Origin of the sequence: Psychrobacter sp. Ps6, from assembly GCF_022129235.1 — a bacterium.
Taxonomy (GTDB): domain Bacteria; phylum Pseudomonadota; class Gammaproteobacteria; order Pseudomonadales; family Moraxellaceae; genus Psychrobacter.
This window is the reverse complement of the sequence record NZ_JADQAI010000001.1, coordinates 244,332-259,943: the sequence shown is the minus strand read 5'-3', so window position 1 is coordinate 259,943 and position 15,612 is coordinate 244,332. Positions and strand designations below refer to the sequence as shown.

Sequence of the window (15,612 nt, the reverse complement as noted above, 5' to 3'; positions counted from 1 at the left end):
TTGAGTAGTATGATTAATAGCTTACTACTATCAATGAGTGACATATAAAAAGGCAGCCAATTGGCTGCCTTTTTTGTTGAACACGGCTATAAATTTTGGCTATTTCTTAGTTTTAGTCACGCCAGCTTCTTGTAATAAGGCGCCAAATGTACCCATTTTGCTAGGTGCTTCCGCTTTATCGTTTTTGATTGGTTTGCTACGGTTACTATTCGTATTATCCTGACGTTTACCGCGTGGCTTAGACGAACGCTTATCAGCAGCGGGACGGCTATTATTTGGACGATCACTATTCGTCTGATTACTGCGTGGACGGCTTACTTTTTTATCATCTGTACTGGTTGTAGTAGACTTAGCAGCCGTACGGACAGGTTTGTCAGACTCAGGCTTCATACTAAATCCAATACGACCACGTTTTTCATCGATAGAAATAACACGAACCGATACGATATCGCCAGGTTTGACACGGTTCATAGGATCTGCGACAAAGTCATTGGCCATCTGTGAGATATGGACCAAACCATCCTGATGGACACCCACATCAACGAAACAGCCAAACGCGGTTACGTTAGTGACTACCCCTTCAAGCTGCATACCTTCGCTCAAATCTTTGATGCTATTGACGTCATCACGGAAGTTGGCCGTTTTAAACTCAGGACGAGGATCACGAGCAGGTTTTGCAAGCTCTTCGATAATTGCTTTTACGCTAACATTATCATCGTTAGCAGCCAGCGCAGTCGTATCGATAGCATTCAGTACACCATCGTTACCGATGACTTCTGATAAAGGCTTCCCCGCTTGTGCGAGTAAGTTATCAACCAAGGCATAACTCTCTGGATGCACGCCGGTTGCATCTAATGGATTGCTACCATTATGAATACGCAAGAAACCTGCTGCTTGCTCAAATGTCTTAGCGCCTAAGCGTGGGACATTCTTGAGCGCTTCTCGGCTATCAAATGCACCGTGCTCGCGGCGATAAGTAACAATTTGCTGCGCTACGTTGCGGTTAAGACCAGCGATATGAGCCAAGATAGCTGGGCTCGCCGTATTTACATCAACACCAACTGCGTTTACGCTGTCTTGAGTGACTTTATCAAGGCTATCTGCGAGCTGGTTTTGATTGACATCGTGCTGATATTGACCGACGCCAATGGCTTTTGGATCGACTTTGACGAGCTCTGACAATGGATCTTGCAGGCGACGTGCGATAGAAACCGCGCCGCGCACAGACACATCTAGATTAGCAAGCTCATCACTGGCAAGCTCACTGGCAGAGTAGACAGAAGCGCCCGACTCGTTAACGATAACGGCTTTGGCTTTCAGACCATCATTTGCGGCTAGAATCTCTTTGATCATCGCATCGGTTTCGCGACTTGCCGTACCATTACCGATTGCTACCAAATCAACATTATAAGTGCTTAATAGCTCATCGATGACTTTTTTGGCTTCAGTCATTTTGTTGTCAGGTGCAAATGGATAAACCGTTGCAATAACAGGTTTTTCTTCACTATCTGACATGACATGACCTTGCGCATCGACGATGGCCATTTTTACGCCATGACGGATACCAGGATCGACACCTAAGATCACTTTAGGACCTGCAGGTGCAGACATTAGCAAATGCTGTAGATTGCTAGCGAATACATCGATCGCATCTGCTTCTGCGGCCAAACGCTTTTCAGTCAATAGGCGATGCTCGATATGCGGACGCCATTTGTCTTTCCATAAGCTGCTGGCTGCCTCTGCCAAAAACTCACGGCGTGCTGCTGGCGCTTTGGCATCGACGTCGAAATGACTGATGATTTTTTCGATAAAGGGTGCGTCCTCGCCTTCAATTTTTAGACCCAAAACATTTTCTTGACGACCACGTAACATCGCTAATAGGCGGTGGTTAGGCAGACGGGCAAGGCTTTCGCTATGCTCAAAATAGTCTTTGAACTTTTCGCCGACTTCACGCTTTTCTTCACTCGCAACGCTCGATACGATACTGGCAGTTTTGGCAAAACCATTGCGTAAGTTATCCAACAAGCCCAATGCTTGTGTCCACTCATCAACGATAATGGCTTGTACACCAGCGAGCTGTTTTTCGATATCGCTAAAATCAACGTCGATCTCATTACCACTATCATCAGTAATACTTGATTGAACTTGATAATCAGCCAGCGCCTCTGTCGGGGTAACTTCTTGCATCAAGACCGCTTGGGCGGCAGCGTCAAGACCAGCAGCACGTGCTTTGGCAGCCGGTGAACGACGACGCGGACGATATGGCAGATAGATGTCTTCAAGCTCAAGCTTAGACGTCGCGTTATCGATACGCGTCTGTAGCTCATCGGTCAGATTGCCCTGTGTGCTCAGTAGCTCAGTGATTTTGATGCGACGTGTGGCCATGTCACGCTCATAATTGAGAGATTTTTCTAAAGCACGCAGCTGCGCGTCATCAAGGTTTTGCGTCTTTTCTTTGCGGTAACGCGCAATGAAAGGAACCGTTGCGCCTTCATCATAAAGCTTCACAAACGCATTGACTTGAGCAGTCTTAATGCCAAGCGCGCGAGCAAGCTTGTCGTGAATATTCGCGTGTGTGGTTGCATCCAAAACCTGTGCATTTGTCGAGGTTTGAGATGACGTTAAGGTATCAGTGCTACTCATATACGTATCAATCGTTGAGAAATGTAGTTTTGCATTATAGCAAAAGCTGCATGAATAAAAATCCTTTTTATCTTTTCGTTAATTATCGCCTGTTTTGCGGCATAAAACGTTTTATATCAAACGTTCTGTAGCCTTGTTAAACAAACGCATACAGCATTTATTCTCATGGGTGATGCAATTCGCGATGCAATCTTATACACTAAAGTATCAATAGCACAAATATTGAGATGTGCTGATATATTGAACAATAGTTTTTGATTTTATGACGTGCTTGTTTTGACCCATCATTAAATAACGATAATTAATGGCCGTGTTTTACTCATCGCTTTTTACTCGTCATTTCTGCTAACAATAATTTTTATAAGAGGATGCCTGTATGACTGATAACAACAGCCCCGATACTTTGACTCAGCGTATTTTAGTTGTCGATGACGACGCTCGCCTGCGCTCTTTGCTACAGCGCTTCCTAGAAGACGATGGTTTCGTCGTTCGTACTGCCCATGACGGCAGTCAGATGGACAAACTCATGCAACGTGAGCTCTTCTCTTTGGTTGTGTTAGATTTGATGCTACCGGGCGAAGACGGTATCAGCATCTGCAAGCGCCTACGTGAAGACAATGCGGATATTCCAATCATCATGCTGACCGCTAAAGGTGGCGATGCTGACCGTATCGCAGGGTTGGAAGCGGGTGCAGATGATTACCTGCCTAAACCATTTAACCCAAAAGAGCTATTGGCGCGTATCAAAGCTGTACTACGTCGCCAAAACCGTGAGCTTCCAGGGGCGCCAAGTCACCAATTAGAAGTAGTTGAATTTGGTCCATGGACACTAGATCTATCGACTCGCACGCTCAAACGTGATGGCAACGTCGTCACTTTGACGACAGGTGAATTTTCAGTATTGAAAGCTTTAGTTCAGCATCCACGTGAGCCGCTCACACGTGACAAGTTGATGAACCTTGCTCGTGGTCGTGAGTGGGGTGCGATGGAGCGCTCTATCGATGTACAGGTATCACGCTTACGTCGCTTGATTGAAGACAACCCTTCACAAGCCCGTTATATTCAAACGGTTTGGGGTGTGGGCTATGTGTTCGTTCCTGATGAAGCTGAGGTAGAAACCGTCAAGAGTGAGTAACTTTTGACTGATGGCATTTCTTTTAATATAGGCCGTGTTTGGTTACTCACAAACACGTGCCGATATGATGAGCATACTTGTGAAAAAGCCTATTATTTTTCAAAACATACCCTGCACGTTAGTGACAGGGTTTTTAGGTGCTGGCAAAACTACCGTCATCAATCAACTACTTGCCACAAAACCTAATAACGAACGCTGGGCTCTCTTAATCAATGAGTTTGGCCGTATCGGTATTGATGGTGCACTCTTGGCAAGCTCTCAAGATAATGATCTTGAGCAAAAGAATATCGCCATTCGAGAAGTCAGTGGCGGTTGTATTTGCTGTACCAGTCAACTGCCCTTACAAATTGCGATCAGTCGTCTGCTTAGTGACCATCACCCGCAGCGACTATTAATTGAGCCTACAGGATTGGCACATCCACGCGAGCTGATACTACAACTCAGTGCGCCGCATTGGCAAACTGCCCTAAAGATGAATGCGGTGATAACCGTACTGAATGGCGAGCAGTGGCAACAGACTAAATATCGTGACCATGAGGGTTTTCAGGCGCATGTTCGTGATGCCGATGTGCTGATAATTAATCGCTACGCCCAACTAAATACTAGCGAAAAACAATCGATGGTGGAGTGGATAGCCAAGCTAAATTCACACGTAAAAATCATTTGGACAGCATCAGGACTAACAGCATCTGAGACAATAGACTCATCAGATGTCCATTCATCAGATAAGTTTGTAGCAAATAAACTTATAGCAGATGCATACTCGTCTACTTTGAACGACCAGCTGAAGAAGCCCAGCTCTATCATTTCGAATCAACGAAAAGTCAGTATCGCTCACCCTCAAAAATCGCTGATTGGTTTACAGTCTCAAGCCAATTCTTTAGCAGCTGCGCCATCATCGAGTTCATCTACCGATGAGACAGAAGCTCAGGCTAGTGCTAATAGTGATCTGCCCTATCGCTATCATGAAGAGCAGCAGGATTTTCAATTGGCTGGATGGAGACTACCTGCACACTATATACTAAACGCTGACGATTTACAGGATTGGTTGTTAGCATTGCCAAACTGGCAACGCATCAAAGGCGTGGTGCATACTTCTGATGGCTGGATGCAGATCAATTTTAACCCTGGTAGTCTAACCACCAGAACTATTGACCCACAGACTGATAGTCGATTAGAAATTATTTTGCAATTAGATGTCGCGGTCGATACAGCTACAGAAACTGAGCATGATGCCAAGGCGTCAGCAGCTTCTATAAATTGGGAGGATTGCGATCGCAAACTGATGGCAATGGTTGTATAGTCATAGACAAAAAAAGGGCGGGCATTACTATATTATCTAGCAATGCCCGCCCTTTTCTCTTCTTCCTTTTTAGCGCAACTGACTGTCTTTACTACCGCGACGGTTGAATAGCTCAGCCGCTTTTGCCTCTTGTTCAAGCTCCGTCTGACAACTGACGCAATGCTGAATACCAGGCACTGCCAGTCGCCGCGCTTCTGGAATAGGGTTACCGCATTCGTCACAAAACTCTGCACTCACACCTGTTGGCAATGATCGTCTTGCTCGCTCCAAAGCATCGTTGACCGTCGCATCCATTTGTTCGTGCTCAGCACCATCTCTTGACCAGCCACCTGCCATAATTTTATCCTATTCGTTTTTTATTAGTCATTATTCTGTATATAATTTCTTTAATAACAAATAGATGGGGCTAGATACGACTGATTGCAACCTAACAATCGTCGCAATATCATAAATAAAACATGACAACCTAAAGCAAAAATATCGCTGCTAATCTTTAGGCTGTAACTCAACAACCTGCCCGCGCACGCCAATACTTGCATCACTCATCAGACAGACGTAACCGGCCATAATATCTTCAGGTGTTTTTAAGCTCATCGGGTTTTCACCTGGATAAGCATGGGCGCGCATATTAGTACGTGTACCACCTGGATTAACACAGTTAAAACGCAGATTCGTGGTATTTTGGGTTTCTTGAGTAAAGATATCACTCATACCCTCTACTGCTTGTTTTGATAGCGCATAAGCACCCCAAAATGCGCGAGGATGCGTGCCAACTGTACTAGAAGTAAAAACGATAGAGCCATGATCGGCATCTTTTAGCAGTGGTAGCAATGCTTGAGTGAGCATAAAGGTCGCTGTAAAGTTGACCTTCATGACTTGAGCGAATGTATCAACGTCATACATCTCAAGTGGCGTCAATTGCCCAAGCACACCAGCGTTATGCAAGATACCATCCAGCTGACCAACTTCTTTATCAATCAGTCTTTCTAGCTGCTGCATTTCAGCATAGGTCGCCCCTTCTAGATTCATCGGCAACATAGCAGGCTGTTTACCACCAAGGCTCTCAATCTCGTCATAGACGTACTCGAGCTTGCTGCTGGTACGACCTAGTAACAAAACGGTAGCGCCATAGCGAGCATAGGTCAATGCTGCAACACGGCCAATACCATCCCCTGCACCTGTCACTAAGATAGTTTTTCCATCTAGACAATGAGTAGGTGGCACAAAGTTGCGAATATCGTCATGAGTCAAAGGTTGAGTAAGACTTTGAACGTTTTTTTGGTTGTTTGTCTGATTAGCTGGCTGATTGATATTGTCACTCATGCTATTGCTCACTACTTATCGTTGAATCATTAAAATATATGCTTATCAGTATGAGCTCAAGATAATTCATACTGACCATTTACTACCCAGAACTCAGTCTATAAATACTCAAATTTGCCAGAAGAAAGCAGCAATTTGCTCAATTGCTCAGGGGTGTCAGTAATATGATCTGCGCCCCATTTCTTTAGCGTTTTTTGATCTTCAGGTGGAATATAACCGTAAGCTGCCAAAATTGTAGACATGCCAGCTACATTGCCCGCTTCGATATCGCGTATATGATCGCCTACATAGAGCACACAGCCAGCAGCACCGCGAGGGATACCCAGTTTCTCTAGCGCCATATACATTGGCTCTGGATCTGGTTTTGAGCGTGACACATCATCAGGACATACCAAGACGGCACAGCGCTCGTCTAATTGCATCTTATTTAGTAGTTTTTCTGCCAGATAGCGAGGCTTGTTGGTCACGATACCCCAAGGTACGCCTTTGCTCTCTAAATCAACTAACACAGCTTCAAGCCCCTCAAACAAGCAGCTGTCGACACAGATATCTGCCTCATAGTCATCTAAGAACTGCTGGCGGAACTCAAGCAATGTCTCTTCACTGACTTCTAGTTGGTCGTTATGCCTGAGCATTAATTGCACCATGGCTGAAGCGCCGGCAGAGACTTGCTCGCGGATTTCTGCCTCAGGCGGCGCCTGCCAATCGTTTTCGAGACTCATTTTACCAATGATACGCACAAAATCTGCAGCAGTATCGATTAACGTCCCATCAAGGTCAAATAAAACAGCTTTTACAAATTGGGTCATAGTGAATGCTCTTGAAATTGATAACGTGTTTAGTAAAATTACAATGGATAAAGAAAGTCGTCTACAGTGTCAAATCTACCGCGTTAAACCAATGGCTTTTGGACAGCTATCATATAGTTCACATCAACATTTTGGGCGAGCCAATAGCGCTTAGTCAGCGGATTATAATGCAAACCGATGATATCTTGGCGTACAAACCCTGTATTGATGGCCATTTTGTCTAGCTCAGCTGGAGTAATAAACTTGGCATAATCATGGGTGCCGCGGTCGAGCAATCGCAGCACGTACTCTGCACCAACAATAGCAAACAAGTACGACTTAGGATTTCGGTTGATTGTCGATAGTACACAAACGCCACCAGGCGCTAAGAGTTCATAACAAGCCTGTACAATCGAGCTAGGATCAGGCACGTGCTCAAGCATCTCCATACAGGTCACTACATCGAACTGACCTGCATGCGTTTTTGCTAGCTCTTCAACTGGAATATGCTGATAGCGTAAAGTGCTTTCTAATCCGCTTTGCTCAGCGTGCAGCGCAGCGGCCTTGAGGTTTTCAGTACCCAAATCGATTCCTGTCACATCCGCACCGCGACGTGCCATAGACTCTGACAATATTCCGCCACCGCATCCTACATCGAGCACTTTTTTATCAGTAAGCCCTTGTTCAGCGGTTTTATCAGTCACATCATTACTGCGAGTATCGTTTTGATAGCCACGTTTGATGTTCTCTTCTATCCAATTCAAACGTAGCGGATTGATCTCATGTAACGTTGCAAATGCACCTGTATTGCTCCACCACTCGCTCGCCAAATTGTTAAATTTTTCAACTTCGCTGGGGTCCACGTTTATAGTGCCAGACGCCGTGTTATCGAGATTTTCGTTGATTTTATTGCTCAAAGATGGCGAAGAAGATAAAGCTGAGCTCATAGCATTTTCCTTGATTGTCATTATAGTTGTTATCGTATACAGTGCACGGTTATGTGCTTAATATTAGCATGAGCGCCGTATATTTGTCGTAGGTACATCGTCACTGATTGTGAATGGGCTTAGCAAACGTCCATTTCTTACCTGCTTTTTACCTGCTTCTTACCTGCAATTTTATGGCAAATAATAGAGAATAGCTGCTTTAGACATACTTATTCGCGTGCTTTATAATTAGCATAAAGTAAGCATAGCGATGAGCCGTAAGCTTAAAAGAGCTAACTATCAGAAATGACAAGCAATACGCCTTAAATAATAGCTAACAACTTTATAACTGTCGGTTAAGAATCCGATTCACAAGTGTGCACGTTTTACGCTATCATAGTCGATACTTCAATATTGTTCGATTATACTTGACGCTGTATCGTTCAGACACTCTGAAAATCGTATATCTCACATATCGATGTTGTAAATGCCATAAATACCCTAACCTTTTAACGAACTCTAAATCCCTACACCTCAAGGATAAAGTATGAAACGTGTCATTACACTGACTGGTCTGGCGATGGCCATTGGACTTGCCTCAATGGGCGCACAAGCTGCGAACTATGTCGCTGGAAAAGATTATCGCGTAATAGACAACCCAGAGACCATCAGCGGTGATGCTATCATTGTTCGTGAGTTTTTCTGGTATGGCTGCCCGCACTGTAATGTGCTTGATCCACATATGGAAAAATGGGCAAAGACTAAAGACAAAGATGTCGTATTCTTCAAAACGCCAGCGGCACTTAACCCTGTTTGGGAAGCCAACGCTCGTGGTTTTTATGCGGCTCAGCTCTTAGGGTTCGAAGACAAAACCCATTCTGCACTATTTGACGCAATCCATAAAGATGGCAAAAAGCTGTTTGATCAATCGTCATTGAGCAAATGGTACGCATCAAAAGGCGTGAATGAAAAGAAGTTCAACAGTCTATATAACTCATTTGCTGTTGGCACAAAAATTGGTCGTTCACAAGAAGGCGCCAAACGTTATCAGCTTTCTGGCGTACCAGCTGTGGTCGTACAAGGCAAATACGTGGTAACTGGTGAAGATGCTAAAGTGCCTAAAGTTGTTGAATATCTAGTCGATAAAGTACGTGCTGAAAAGAAATAACTTAAATCACGTTAGCTTGAACAGCATCATTTACGTGCGATAATGTCTATATGACAGACTAAAAAGCCAATCATTCATTGATTGGCTTTTTTACGTTCTAAAATCTAATTGATATTACTATCGTATATCTATTTTTTCAATTGCGACAAGATCGCCACTTCGCGAATATAGCTTGCCAAGTCTGCTTTGGATTCTGCCATTAGCTCATCGTCTTGCATATGTTTGGCGTACTCAATCCATAGTAGTAATTGATACATGCTATTGTGCTCAGAAGCTTTGTATTGTTTTACAAATTGCTTGAGCGTGCCCTCATCATTGATATTTAAGCGATCATACCAACTTTCAATTTTAGACACTTGCTCTTTAGGAAAAAATGCATCAAACAATGCCTTGACCAACTCGTGGCGATTTTCTTCACTGATGAGCTTGCCGACGCGTTTGGTCTGACGGTTACGAGCATTGGCGCTGGTAATATCGGCCAATGCCATGAGCTCCGCCATAAAATAATCACTGGCTGGCAACGTTTTTAGCTGTTTTTTTGATAGGCCAGCGAGCGGTATAGACAGTTGCTGCAAGCGCTCATGAGATTTTTTGAGTTCTGTGCGCGAGACGCGCATATCTTGTTCTGACCAGTCAATCATAAAAGCTTTCCAAAATAATAAGTAATGAAATTAATAGTGCTGAATATAACTACCAATGACTTTTTTCGCGATGTTTTGCCAGTACCTTTACACCTTCTGGCATTGTATCAGTGAGGCGACGCTGCAAATGATCGGTGATAAATACTGAACGATGCTTACCGCCAGTACAGCCAATCGCAACCGTCACTGTATGACGGTTATTGTGCAAAAACTCTGGTAGCCAACGTGTCAAAAACCTATCAATGTCATTGAGCATTTCAAACACTTCGGGATAATCAGCGAAAAATGCGCTGACTTCAGCATCGAGCCCTGTTGAGGCACGCAGCTCAGGTTTCCAATGTGGATTGGGCAAAATTCTGACATCAAATACAAAGTCAGCATCAATGGGACTACCGTGCTTAAAACCAAATGACAGCAGGTTAATGACAATCTGATTGTCCATGCCAATATGTTCGCGTAACCTGTCTTTTAACTGATGGATATTTAGACTGGTAGTATCAATCTTGATATCGGCATGACCAGAAATTGGCTCCAATAATTCAATTTCTTTCTTAATCGCGGCAGGCAGATTAAATGCAATATGCTTTGCGTTGTCACTATCAACATCTTGAGACATCAAGGGGTGAACACGGCGCGTCGCATTGAAACGTGCTATCAGAGTATTCTCTTGCGCCGTCACATATAGGACTTGTACTGCCTGCGCCCCATAGGTTTCTTTCAAAGAAGCATAGGTGGCGGCAAAGTTAGATAGATCAGCTCGTGGCGTCCGTATATCAACACCTATGGCAATATGATGGATACCGCTTTCTTTTACCAGCTTGTGGGCGGCGCTCGGCAATAAAGACAACGGTAGATTATCAATAGAGTAATATCCTAAATCTTCTAGGATATTTAACACTGATGTTTTGCCTGATCCTGAACGGCCTGATACCACTAGAATACTGAGCTTGTCCGCTGATATTTTTGGCGTTGTCGATGCAGCTTGATTCTCGCTTTGATCCTGATTCATATTCATGATCTACCCATTCTAGTTCAGTGCATCCGATACATTATGTACCAAAGTGTTTACCCCACCACTACTAACTGGTTATCCAATAGACGTGCGCGTCCCAGCCATGCTGCAACCAAAATAACAATGTTTTTATTTTCTATATTGAAGGTTGTAGAGTCACTTACGACAGAATCCAGCGCTTCCGTTTTTACTTCTAGATAATCAATCGTGAAACCTGCCTCACTAATGCGTGTACGCTTATCTGCTAGTAATGACTCAAACGCTTGCTGGCTGATGCCACCATCTTTCAACTGCTCTGCCAAATCTTGTAGCTCTCGATGCAGTATAGGCGCAACTTGTCGCTCAGATTCGGTTAAGTATTGATTACGCGAGGAGAGCGCTAGTCCATCATCAGCACGAATAATAGGGGCGCCAACAATCTCAATTGGGTAGCTCAAATCACGCACCAACTGCTTAATAATAGCCAGCTGCTGATAGTCTTTTTGGCCAAATATCGCCACATCTGGTTGCATAATATTGAAAAGCTTAGAGACAACGATACCAACGCCGTCAAAATGACCAGGGCGTGATTGTCCACATAATTGGTTACTAATAGCGCCGGCCAATACGGTAGTCGGTGGTGGCAATACTGGGTACATCGCATCAACGCTTGGCGCAAAGACATAATCTGCACCAATAGTGGCAAGCTTAGCCACATCTTCGTCTAGTGTACGTGGATAACTATCAAAATCTTCACCCACACCGAACTGAGTAGGATTGACAAAAATACTAACAACGACGATATCCGCATGCTGCTTAGCAATTTTTACCAGCTCTAGGTGACCCTCATGCAGATTACCCATTGTTGGTACTAACGCAATACGCTGCAGACTATCCTGCCTGTCGCTTTGCTGACCACGATAAGGCTGAAGCGCTGCACGTAGTGACGAGATATGACGATGAATGATAGGAGACATGATGTTTTCTTATATTTGCATATTTTATGTGTAAAAGCTTAAACAAGCCTTAGTTAAATTGATGCTGTTCGGTTGGAAAGCTGCCCTCGCGTACTGACTGCTGATATAACGCAAAAGCCCCTTCAATACTGCGTGTACTGTTACGCTCATCGGTCAAAAAGTCATGTACAAAACGTGGCACACGACCATGTACCATACCCAACATGTCATGCATCACCAGTACCTGACCATCAGTATCTGCGCCGGCACCGATGCCAATGACTGGTACAGCGACAGCGTCTGTCACTGCTTTGGCAAGTGCTGCCGGTACACACTCTAGCACCAACAGCGCTGCACCAGCATCAACCACTGCCTTAGCATCAGCGAGCAATTTGTCAGCCGCTTCGTCACCGCGGCCTTGAATCTTATAGCCGCCAAAGACATTGACCGATTGCGGCGTCAAACCAAGATGTACACAAGTGGGCGTTCCTGCTTGCGCTAAAGTTGACACCAATTCACAGAGCTCACTACCGCCTTCGACCTTAATCACATGCGCGCCTGCTTGCATCAATTGGCGACTGTTAGCAATGGCTTCTGGCAACGTCACATAACTCATGAACGGCAAGTCGGCCAATATCAAAGCATGTTTATTACTACGAGCGATATTGGCTGTATGATATGCCATATCATTGACGGTCACAGGCAGCGTTGAGTCGTGGCCTTGCACGACCATACCCAAGCTATCACCAATCAAAATCGTATCGATCTCAGCTTTATCCATCATCCGTGCAAACATTGAGTCATAGCACGTCAAGCAAGTAAACTTAGTACCATCTTTTTTAAATTTATTTAACGTAGATAATGTTGTCATATGACCCTCAATTAACTTGCAATGCCTTTAGTTATTAATGTCTATCATTTTAGCTAGCGTTAGTGAGCTATCATAAAAAGTATCTGATACTCAATCAGTTATGGTAAGCCACTGCAGATCAGTCACTTGATAATAATTTTAAGCCTGTCCAATCATCACTTTGTAGGTAGTCAGCTATTGGTTTGTCTAATATCGTCAAGTGTGGCGCTAATTCTCGTAGTGGTATCAATACAAAATTACGCTCGCATAGTCCAGCGTGCGGAACCGTTAGTTGTGGTTCGGCAATCTGCATATCACCATATAGTAAAATATCGACATCTAGACTACGCTCACCCCAACGGCGCAAACGTACCCGCTTGGCCATGCTCTCTAACTGCTGACAAAAACTAAGCAGCTCAAAAGGCGTCATTACTGTCTCAAACCCAGCAACCGCATTAATAAAGTCTGGCTGGTCTTGTGGACCCATCGGCGCTGACGCATAAAAAGAAGACACGCTAATGTCGCGTATTTTCTCACTGTTTTTCATACTTTCAAGCGCTTGCTGCAAATGGTCTGTAGGCGAGCCCAACTCATTAGATAGATTACTACCTAGGCCCACATAACAGGTAACCCAGTGACTATCATTCGTACTGTTATCCATATCAGGCACTTTCAGTACTAGGCTGACGGCGACGGCGTTTTGATGGCACAGGGCCTTTATCATCGGTCACTTTAACAGCAGGTATCTGATTACTAGCAGCTTGCTCAGTCTTTGCTGTGGTTGCTTTGACTGATTTCTTGGCCTTTGCTGATGTAGCCGCTTTCTTTGTCACTTCACGCTCTACAGATTCTGTAGTATCAGCTGAACTAGCTGATGTCGCTACTGACTTAGGTGCTTTTCTCGCATACTTCGCTGTTGATTGCTCTTTATCACCCTTGCTTTGTAACTCGGCACTATTTGCACTATCAATAGTGGGCTGACGACGGCGACGCTTGTGCGGAATCGGCTCGTTATTCATACTGACTAATGCAGGCGATCTTGCGATCGAGCGAGCTGGTCTAGCCTGACTAGCTGACGCTTGAGCTTCTGACTGGTTAGTATTAGACGGCTGAGTGCTACTATCTACGCGCTCAGCTTTAGCCACTTGTTTTGGTGCATTTTGATTAGTTGATGCTGGCTTTCGTACAGGTGCTTTGCTGCGCTTCGATGTATCATCAGATGACAGTTGCTTCTGCAATGGTGGCACTACGTTCTCGTGCTCTATAACAAATAACGGCTTAGGCTTTGCCTGTTGACTTGCCGATTGTTTGTTATTAGCAAGAGACAGCTGCTGTAGCTGAGCAAGCTCGTTATTGTCTTGCGCTACTTGTTGCTGCACGTTTTGTCTTCCGCTGTCAGTGCGGCCAGCTTTAGTTTGGCTGACAGCGCGACGACGGCGTGCTGGGATATTCGATGGATCGTTTACCATTGTCTGATCCTTTCTACCTTTCTCAGTACTATCATTAGCATTGCTTTGTTTCGCACTGCTCTGATTAGATGATGAATGATCAGTGATATTTTCTTCTGATTTTTGACGATTGCGTCCACGGCTACGTTGCCCTTTTTTGTAGGCACCGCGGCGAATATTTTCGTCGAACGCTTCAATCGCTTGCTGCTGCTCTCGCTCAGACATTGTCTGATAAGTCTGCCACCACTCGCCCATGTCATTCGTCGACTCTGACAATGGATGCTCAGCATCCCCGCATTGCTCACGCAATAATAAAAAGTCAAAACCTGCACGAAAGCGCGGATGCTCAGAGATCTGGACAATTTGCTTACTACGCGGTGCGGCCAGTTTTGGCTGCAATATCCAGATATCACGGATAAACTGCTCAGCAAATTTTGGAATAGCGGTTTTGATACGTTGGCGGTCAATGACTTTACCCGCAGCATGCATTTGTGCTTCAGCAAACGGCATATTGCGCTTTTTAGCTTTTGCCAATTGATGCAGATAGTTCTCCCACAATAGCGCCGCATAAAAGAACGCTGGATTGATGCTTTTGCCTGCCGCAATACGCTTGTCAGTATTGATCGCCACTTGATTAACTAAGGCGCTTGGCTCGGCTGGTGGATAAATGATGAGGCTATCAATCGCGCCAGACTCAAACAATAATGGCAACAATGGCACTAGATAGCCACCTGTAAACATCTTCTGTGTTTCATCATAGAGACGATGTGGCGATATCTGCTCAAGCAGCGCCCAATTACCATCATGGAATTGATCGGACAACGCATCATCAAACTCAAAGCCCAATTTGGCTTTAAATCGAAGGGCACGTAATAATCTTACTGGATCTTCTTCAATACGCACTGGCGCATGACCCAGTAGACGAATGATTCTGTTATCAATATCATCAAGCGCACCGCAGAAATCATGGACGATGCCTTTGAGCGGCTGATAATAAAGCGCGTTGATAGAAAAATCACGACGGGCAAAGTCTTGCTTGATATCGCCCCACACATTGTCGCGCAGGATCATACCATCCTGATTGGTATTGGCATTGCTCGTTGGTGGACCACGGAAAGTAGCCACTTCGATTAACTCGCGACCTGAATATACATGTGCCAATTGGAAGCGGCGACCGATGATACGGCAACGCTTGCCAAAGACGTCTTTAATCTCGTGCGGCTTGGCATCAGTCACGGCGTCAAAGTCTTTTGGGCGCAGACCCAATAAGGTATCGCGCACACCACCACCAACGATATACGCATCAAACCCAGCTCGGGTCAATGTGGCAATCACTTCAGTAATGGAATTGGGTAATTCAGATTTGTTCAGTTCTAACTGCTTGGCGGCACGCTCGGCCATGCATCTACTCCTCGCCGGTATTCTTTAACCACCCTGAAT

General features: G+C 44.8%; 14 protein-coding genes. 3 read left to right on the top strand and 11 right to left on the bottom strand.

Annotated elements, in window-relative coordinates:
• Positions 1-99: 99 nt before the first annotated feature.
• A complete protein-coding gene (locus I3255_RS01090; RefSeq protein WP_238036061.1) occupies positions 100-2,643 on the bottom strand; it encodes a Tex family protein in 2,544 nt (847 codons plus the stop codon).
• Positions 2,644-3,019: 376 nt separating this feature from the next.
• Here I3255_RS01090 and ompR point away from each other — a divergent pair, with 376 nt between their 5' ends.
• Both ompR and I3255_RS01080 read left to right on the top strand, forming a co-directional pair.
• The gene (gene ompR, locus I3255_RS01085) at positions 3,020-3,778 is read left to right on the top strand and encodes a two-component system response regulator OmpR (protein WP_058023990.1); all 759 of its coding nucleotides are present in this window, start codon (positions 3,020-3,022) and stop codon (positions 3,776-3,778) included.
• A 79-nt stretch (positions 3,779-3,857) separates the two neighbouring features.
• Positions 3,858-5,081 (top strand): GTP-binding protein, encoded by a 1,224-nt coding sequence (locus I3255_RS01080; protein ID WP_238036059.1) that lies wholly within the window; start codon positions 3,858-3,860, stop codon positions 5,079-5,081.
• A gap of 69 nt (positions 5,082-5,150) precedes the next feature.
• Here the strand turns inward: I3255_RS01080 and I3255_RS01075 are convergent, their stop codons facing one another.
• The 4 genes from I3255_RS01075 to ubiG all read right to left on the bottom strand — a co-directional run bounded on the left by I3255_RS01075 (position 5,151) and on the right by ubiG (position 8,139).
• Positions 5,151-5,417 (bottom strand): DksA/TraR family C4-type zinc finger protein, encoded by a 267-nt coding sequence (locus I3255_RS01075; protein ID WP_238036057.1) that lies wholly within the window; start codon positions 5,415-5,417, stop codon positions 5,151-5,153.
• 150 nt (positions 5,418-5,567) lie between these two features.
• A complete protein-coding gene (locus I3255_RS01070) occupies positions 5,568-6,404 on the bottom strand; it encodes a YciK family oxidoreductase (RefSeq protein ID WP_238036055.1) in 837 nt (278 codons plus the stop codon).
• A gap of 98 nt (positions 6,405-6,502) precedes the next feature.
• Positions 6,503-7,213 carry an HAD-IA family hydrolase gene (locus I3255_RS01065; RefSeq protein ID WP_238036053.1) on the bottom strand — a complete coding sequence of 237 codons (711 nt, stop codon included), beginning with the start codon at positions 7,211-7,213 and terminating at the stop codon, positions 6,503-6,505.
• An 83-nt stretch (positions 7,214-7,296) separates the two neighbouring features.
• Positions 7,297-8,139: a bifunctional 2-polyprenyl-6-hydroxyphenol methylase/3-demethylubiquinol 3-O-methyltransferase UbiG gene (gene ubiG / locus I3255_RS01060; RefSeq protein ID WP_238036051.1), complete on the bottom strand. Its 843-nt coding sequence runs from the start codon at positions 8,137-8,139 to the stop codon at positions 7,297-7,299.
• Between the two features lie 526 nt (positions 8,140-8,665).
• On the opposite strand from ubiG, the gene I3255_RS01055 reads away from it, so the two are divergent.
• Positions 8,666-9,286 (top strand): thiol:disulfide interchange protein DsbA/DsbL, encoded by a 621-nt coding sequence (locus I3255_RS01055; protein ID WP_238036049.1) that lies wholly within the window; start codon positions 8,666-8,668, stop codon positions 9,284-9,286.
• A 128-nt stretch (positions 9,287-9,414) separates the two neighbouring features.
• Here I3255_RS01055 and yjgA read toward each other — a convergent pair whose 3' ends face one another.
• The 6 genes from yjgA to pcnB all read right to left on the bottom strand — a co-directional run bounded on the left by yjgA (position 9,415) and on the right by pcnB (position 15,573).
• The gene (gene yjgA / locus I3255_RS01050; protein WP_201600874.1) at positions 9,415-9,927 is read right to left on the bottom strand and encodes a ribosome biogenesis factor YjgA; all 513 of its coding nucleotides are present in this window, start codon (positions 9,925-9,927) and stop codon (positions 9,415-9,417) included.
• Between the two features lie 49 nt (positions 9,928-9,976).
• On the bottom strand, positions 9,977-10,936 hold the full coding sequence (gene rapZ, locus I3255_RS01045; RefSeq protein WP_238036508.1) for an RNase adapter RapZ: 960 nt from the start codon (positions 10,934-10,936) through the stop codon (positions 9,977-9,979).
• Between the two features lie 56 nt (positions 10,937-10,992).
• Positions 10,993-11,895, bottom strand: coding sequence for a pantoate--beta-alanine ligase (gene panC / locus I3255_RS01040; protein ID WP_238036048.1), 903 nt, complete (start codon positions 11,893-11,895; stop codon positions 10,993-10,995).
• Positions 11,896-11,944: 49 nt separating this feature from the next.
• Complete coding sequence (gene panB, locus I3255_RS01035; protein ID WP_238036047.1) at positions 11,945-12,745, bottom strand: 3-methyl-2-oxobutanoate hydroxymethyltransferase; 801 nt, start codon at positions 12,743-12,745, stop codon at positions 11,945-11,947.
• Positions 12,746-12,863: 118 nt separating this feature from the next.
• Positions 12,864-13,385, bottom strand: coding sequence for a 2-amino-4-hydroxy-6-hydroxymethyldihydropteridine diphosphokinase (gene folK, locus I3255_RS01030; protein ID WP_238036046.1), 522 nt, complete (start codon positions 13,383-13,385; stop codon positions 12,864-12,866).
• A gap of 1 nt (position 13,386) precedes the next feature.
• Complete coding sequence (gene pcnB, locus I3255_RS01025; RefSeq protein WP_238036045.1) at positions 13,387-15,573, bottom strand: polynucleotide adenylyltransferase PcnB; 2,187 nt, start codon at positions 15,571-15,573, stop codon at positions 13,387-13,389.
• Positions 15,574-15,612: the final 39 nt, after the last annotated feature.

Excerpts from the sequence above, each read along its gene's own strand:
- I3255_RS01090 (WP_238036061.1), bottom strand. The coding sequence starts at position 2,643 with ATGAGTAGCACTGATACCTTAACGTCATCTCAAACCTCGACAAATGCA.
- rapZ (WP_238036508.1), bottom strand. The coding sequence starts at position 10,936 with ATGAATCAGGATCAAAGCGAGAATCAAGCTGCATCGACAACGCCAAAA.
- folK (WP_238036046.1), bottom strand. The coding sequence starts at position 13,385 with ATGGATAACAGTACGAATGATAGTCACTGGGTTACCTGTTATGTGGGC.
- I3255_RS01065 (WP_238036053.1), bottom strand. The coding sequence starts at position 7,213 with ATGACCCAATTTGTAAAAGCTGTTTTATTTGACCTTGATGGGACGTTA.
- panB (WP_238036047.1), bottom strand. The coding sequence starts at position 12,745 with ATGACAACATTATCTACGTTAAATAAATTTAAAAAAGATGGTACTAAG.
- yjgA (WP_201600874.1), bottom strand. The coding sequence starts at position 9,927 with ATGATTGACTGGTCAGAACAAGATATGCGCGTCTCGCGCACAGAACTC.
- pcnB (WP_238036045.1), bottom strand. The coding sequence starts at position 15,573 with ATGGCCGAGCGTGCCGCCAAGCAGTTAGAACTGAACAAATCTGAATTA.
- ubiG (WP_238036051.1), bottom strand. The coding sequence starts at position 8,139 with ATGAGCTCAGCTTTATCTTCTTCGCCATCTTTGAGCAATAAAATCAAC.
- ompR (WP_058023990.1), top strand. The coding sequence starts at position 3,020 with ATGACTGATAACAACAGCCCCGATACTTTGACTCAGCGTATTTTAGTT.
- I3255_RS01055 (WP_238036049.1), top strand. The coding sequence starts at position 8,666 with ATGAAACGTGTCATTACACTGACTGGTCTGGCGATGGCCATTGGACTT.
- I3255_RS01070 (WP_238036055.1), bottom strand. The coding sequence starts at position 6,404 with ATGAGTGACAATATCAATCAGCCAGCTAATCAGACAAACAACCAAAAA.
- I3255_RS01075 (WP_238036057.1), bottom strand. The coding sequence starts at position 5,417 with ATGGCAGGTGGCTGGTCAAGAGATGGTGCTGAGCACGAACAAATGGAT.
- panC (WP_238036048.1), bottom strand. The coding sequence starts at position 11,895 with ATGTCTCCTATCATTCATCGTCATATCTCGTCACTACGTGCAGCGCTT.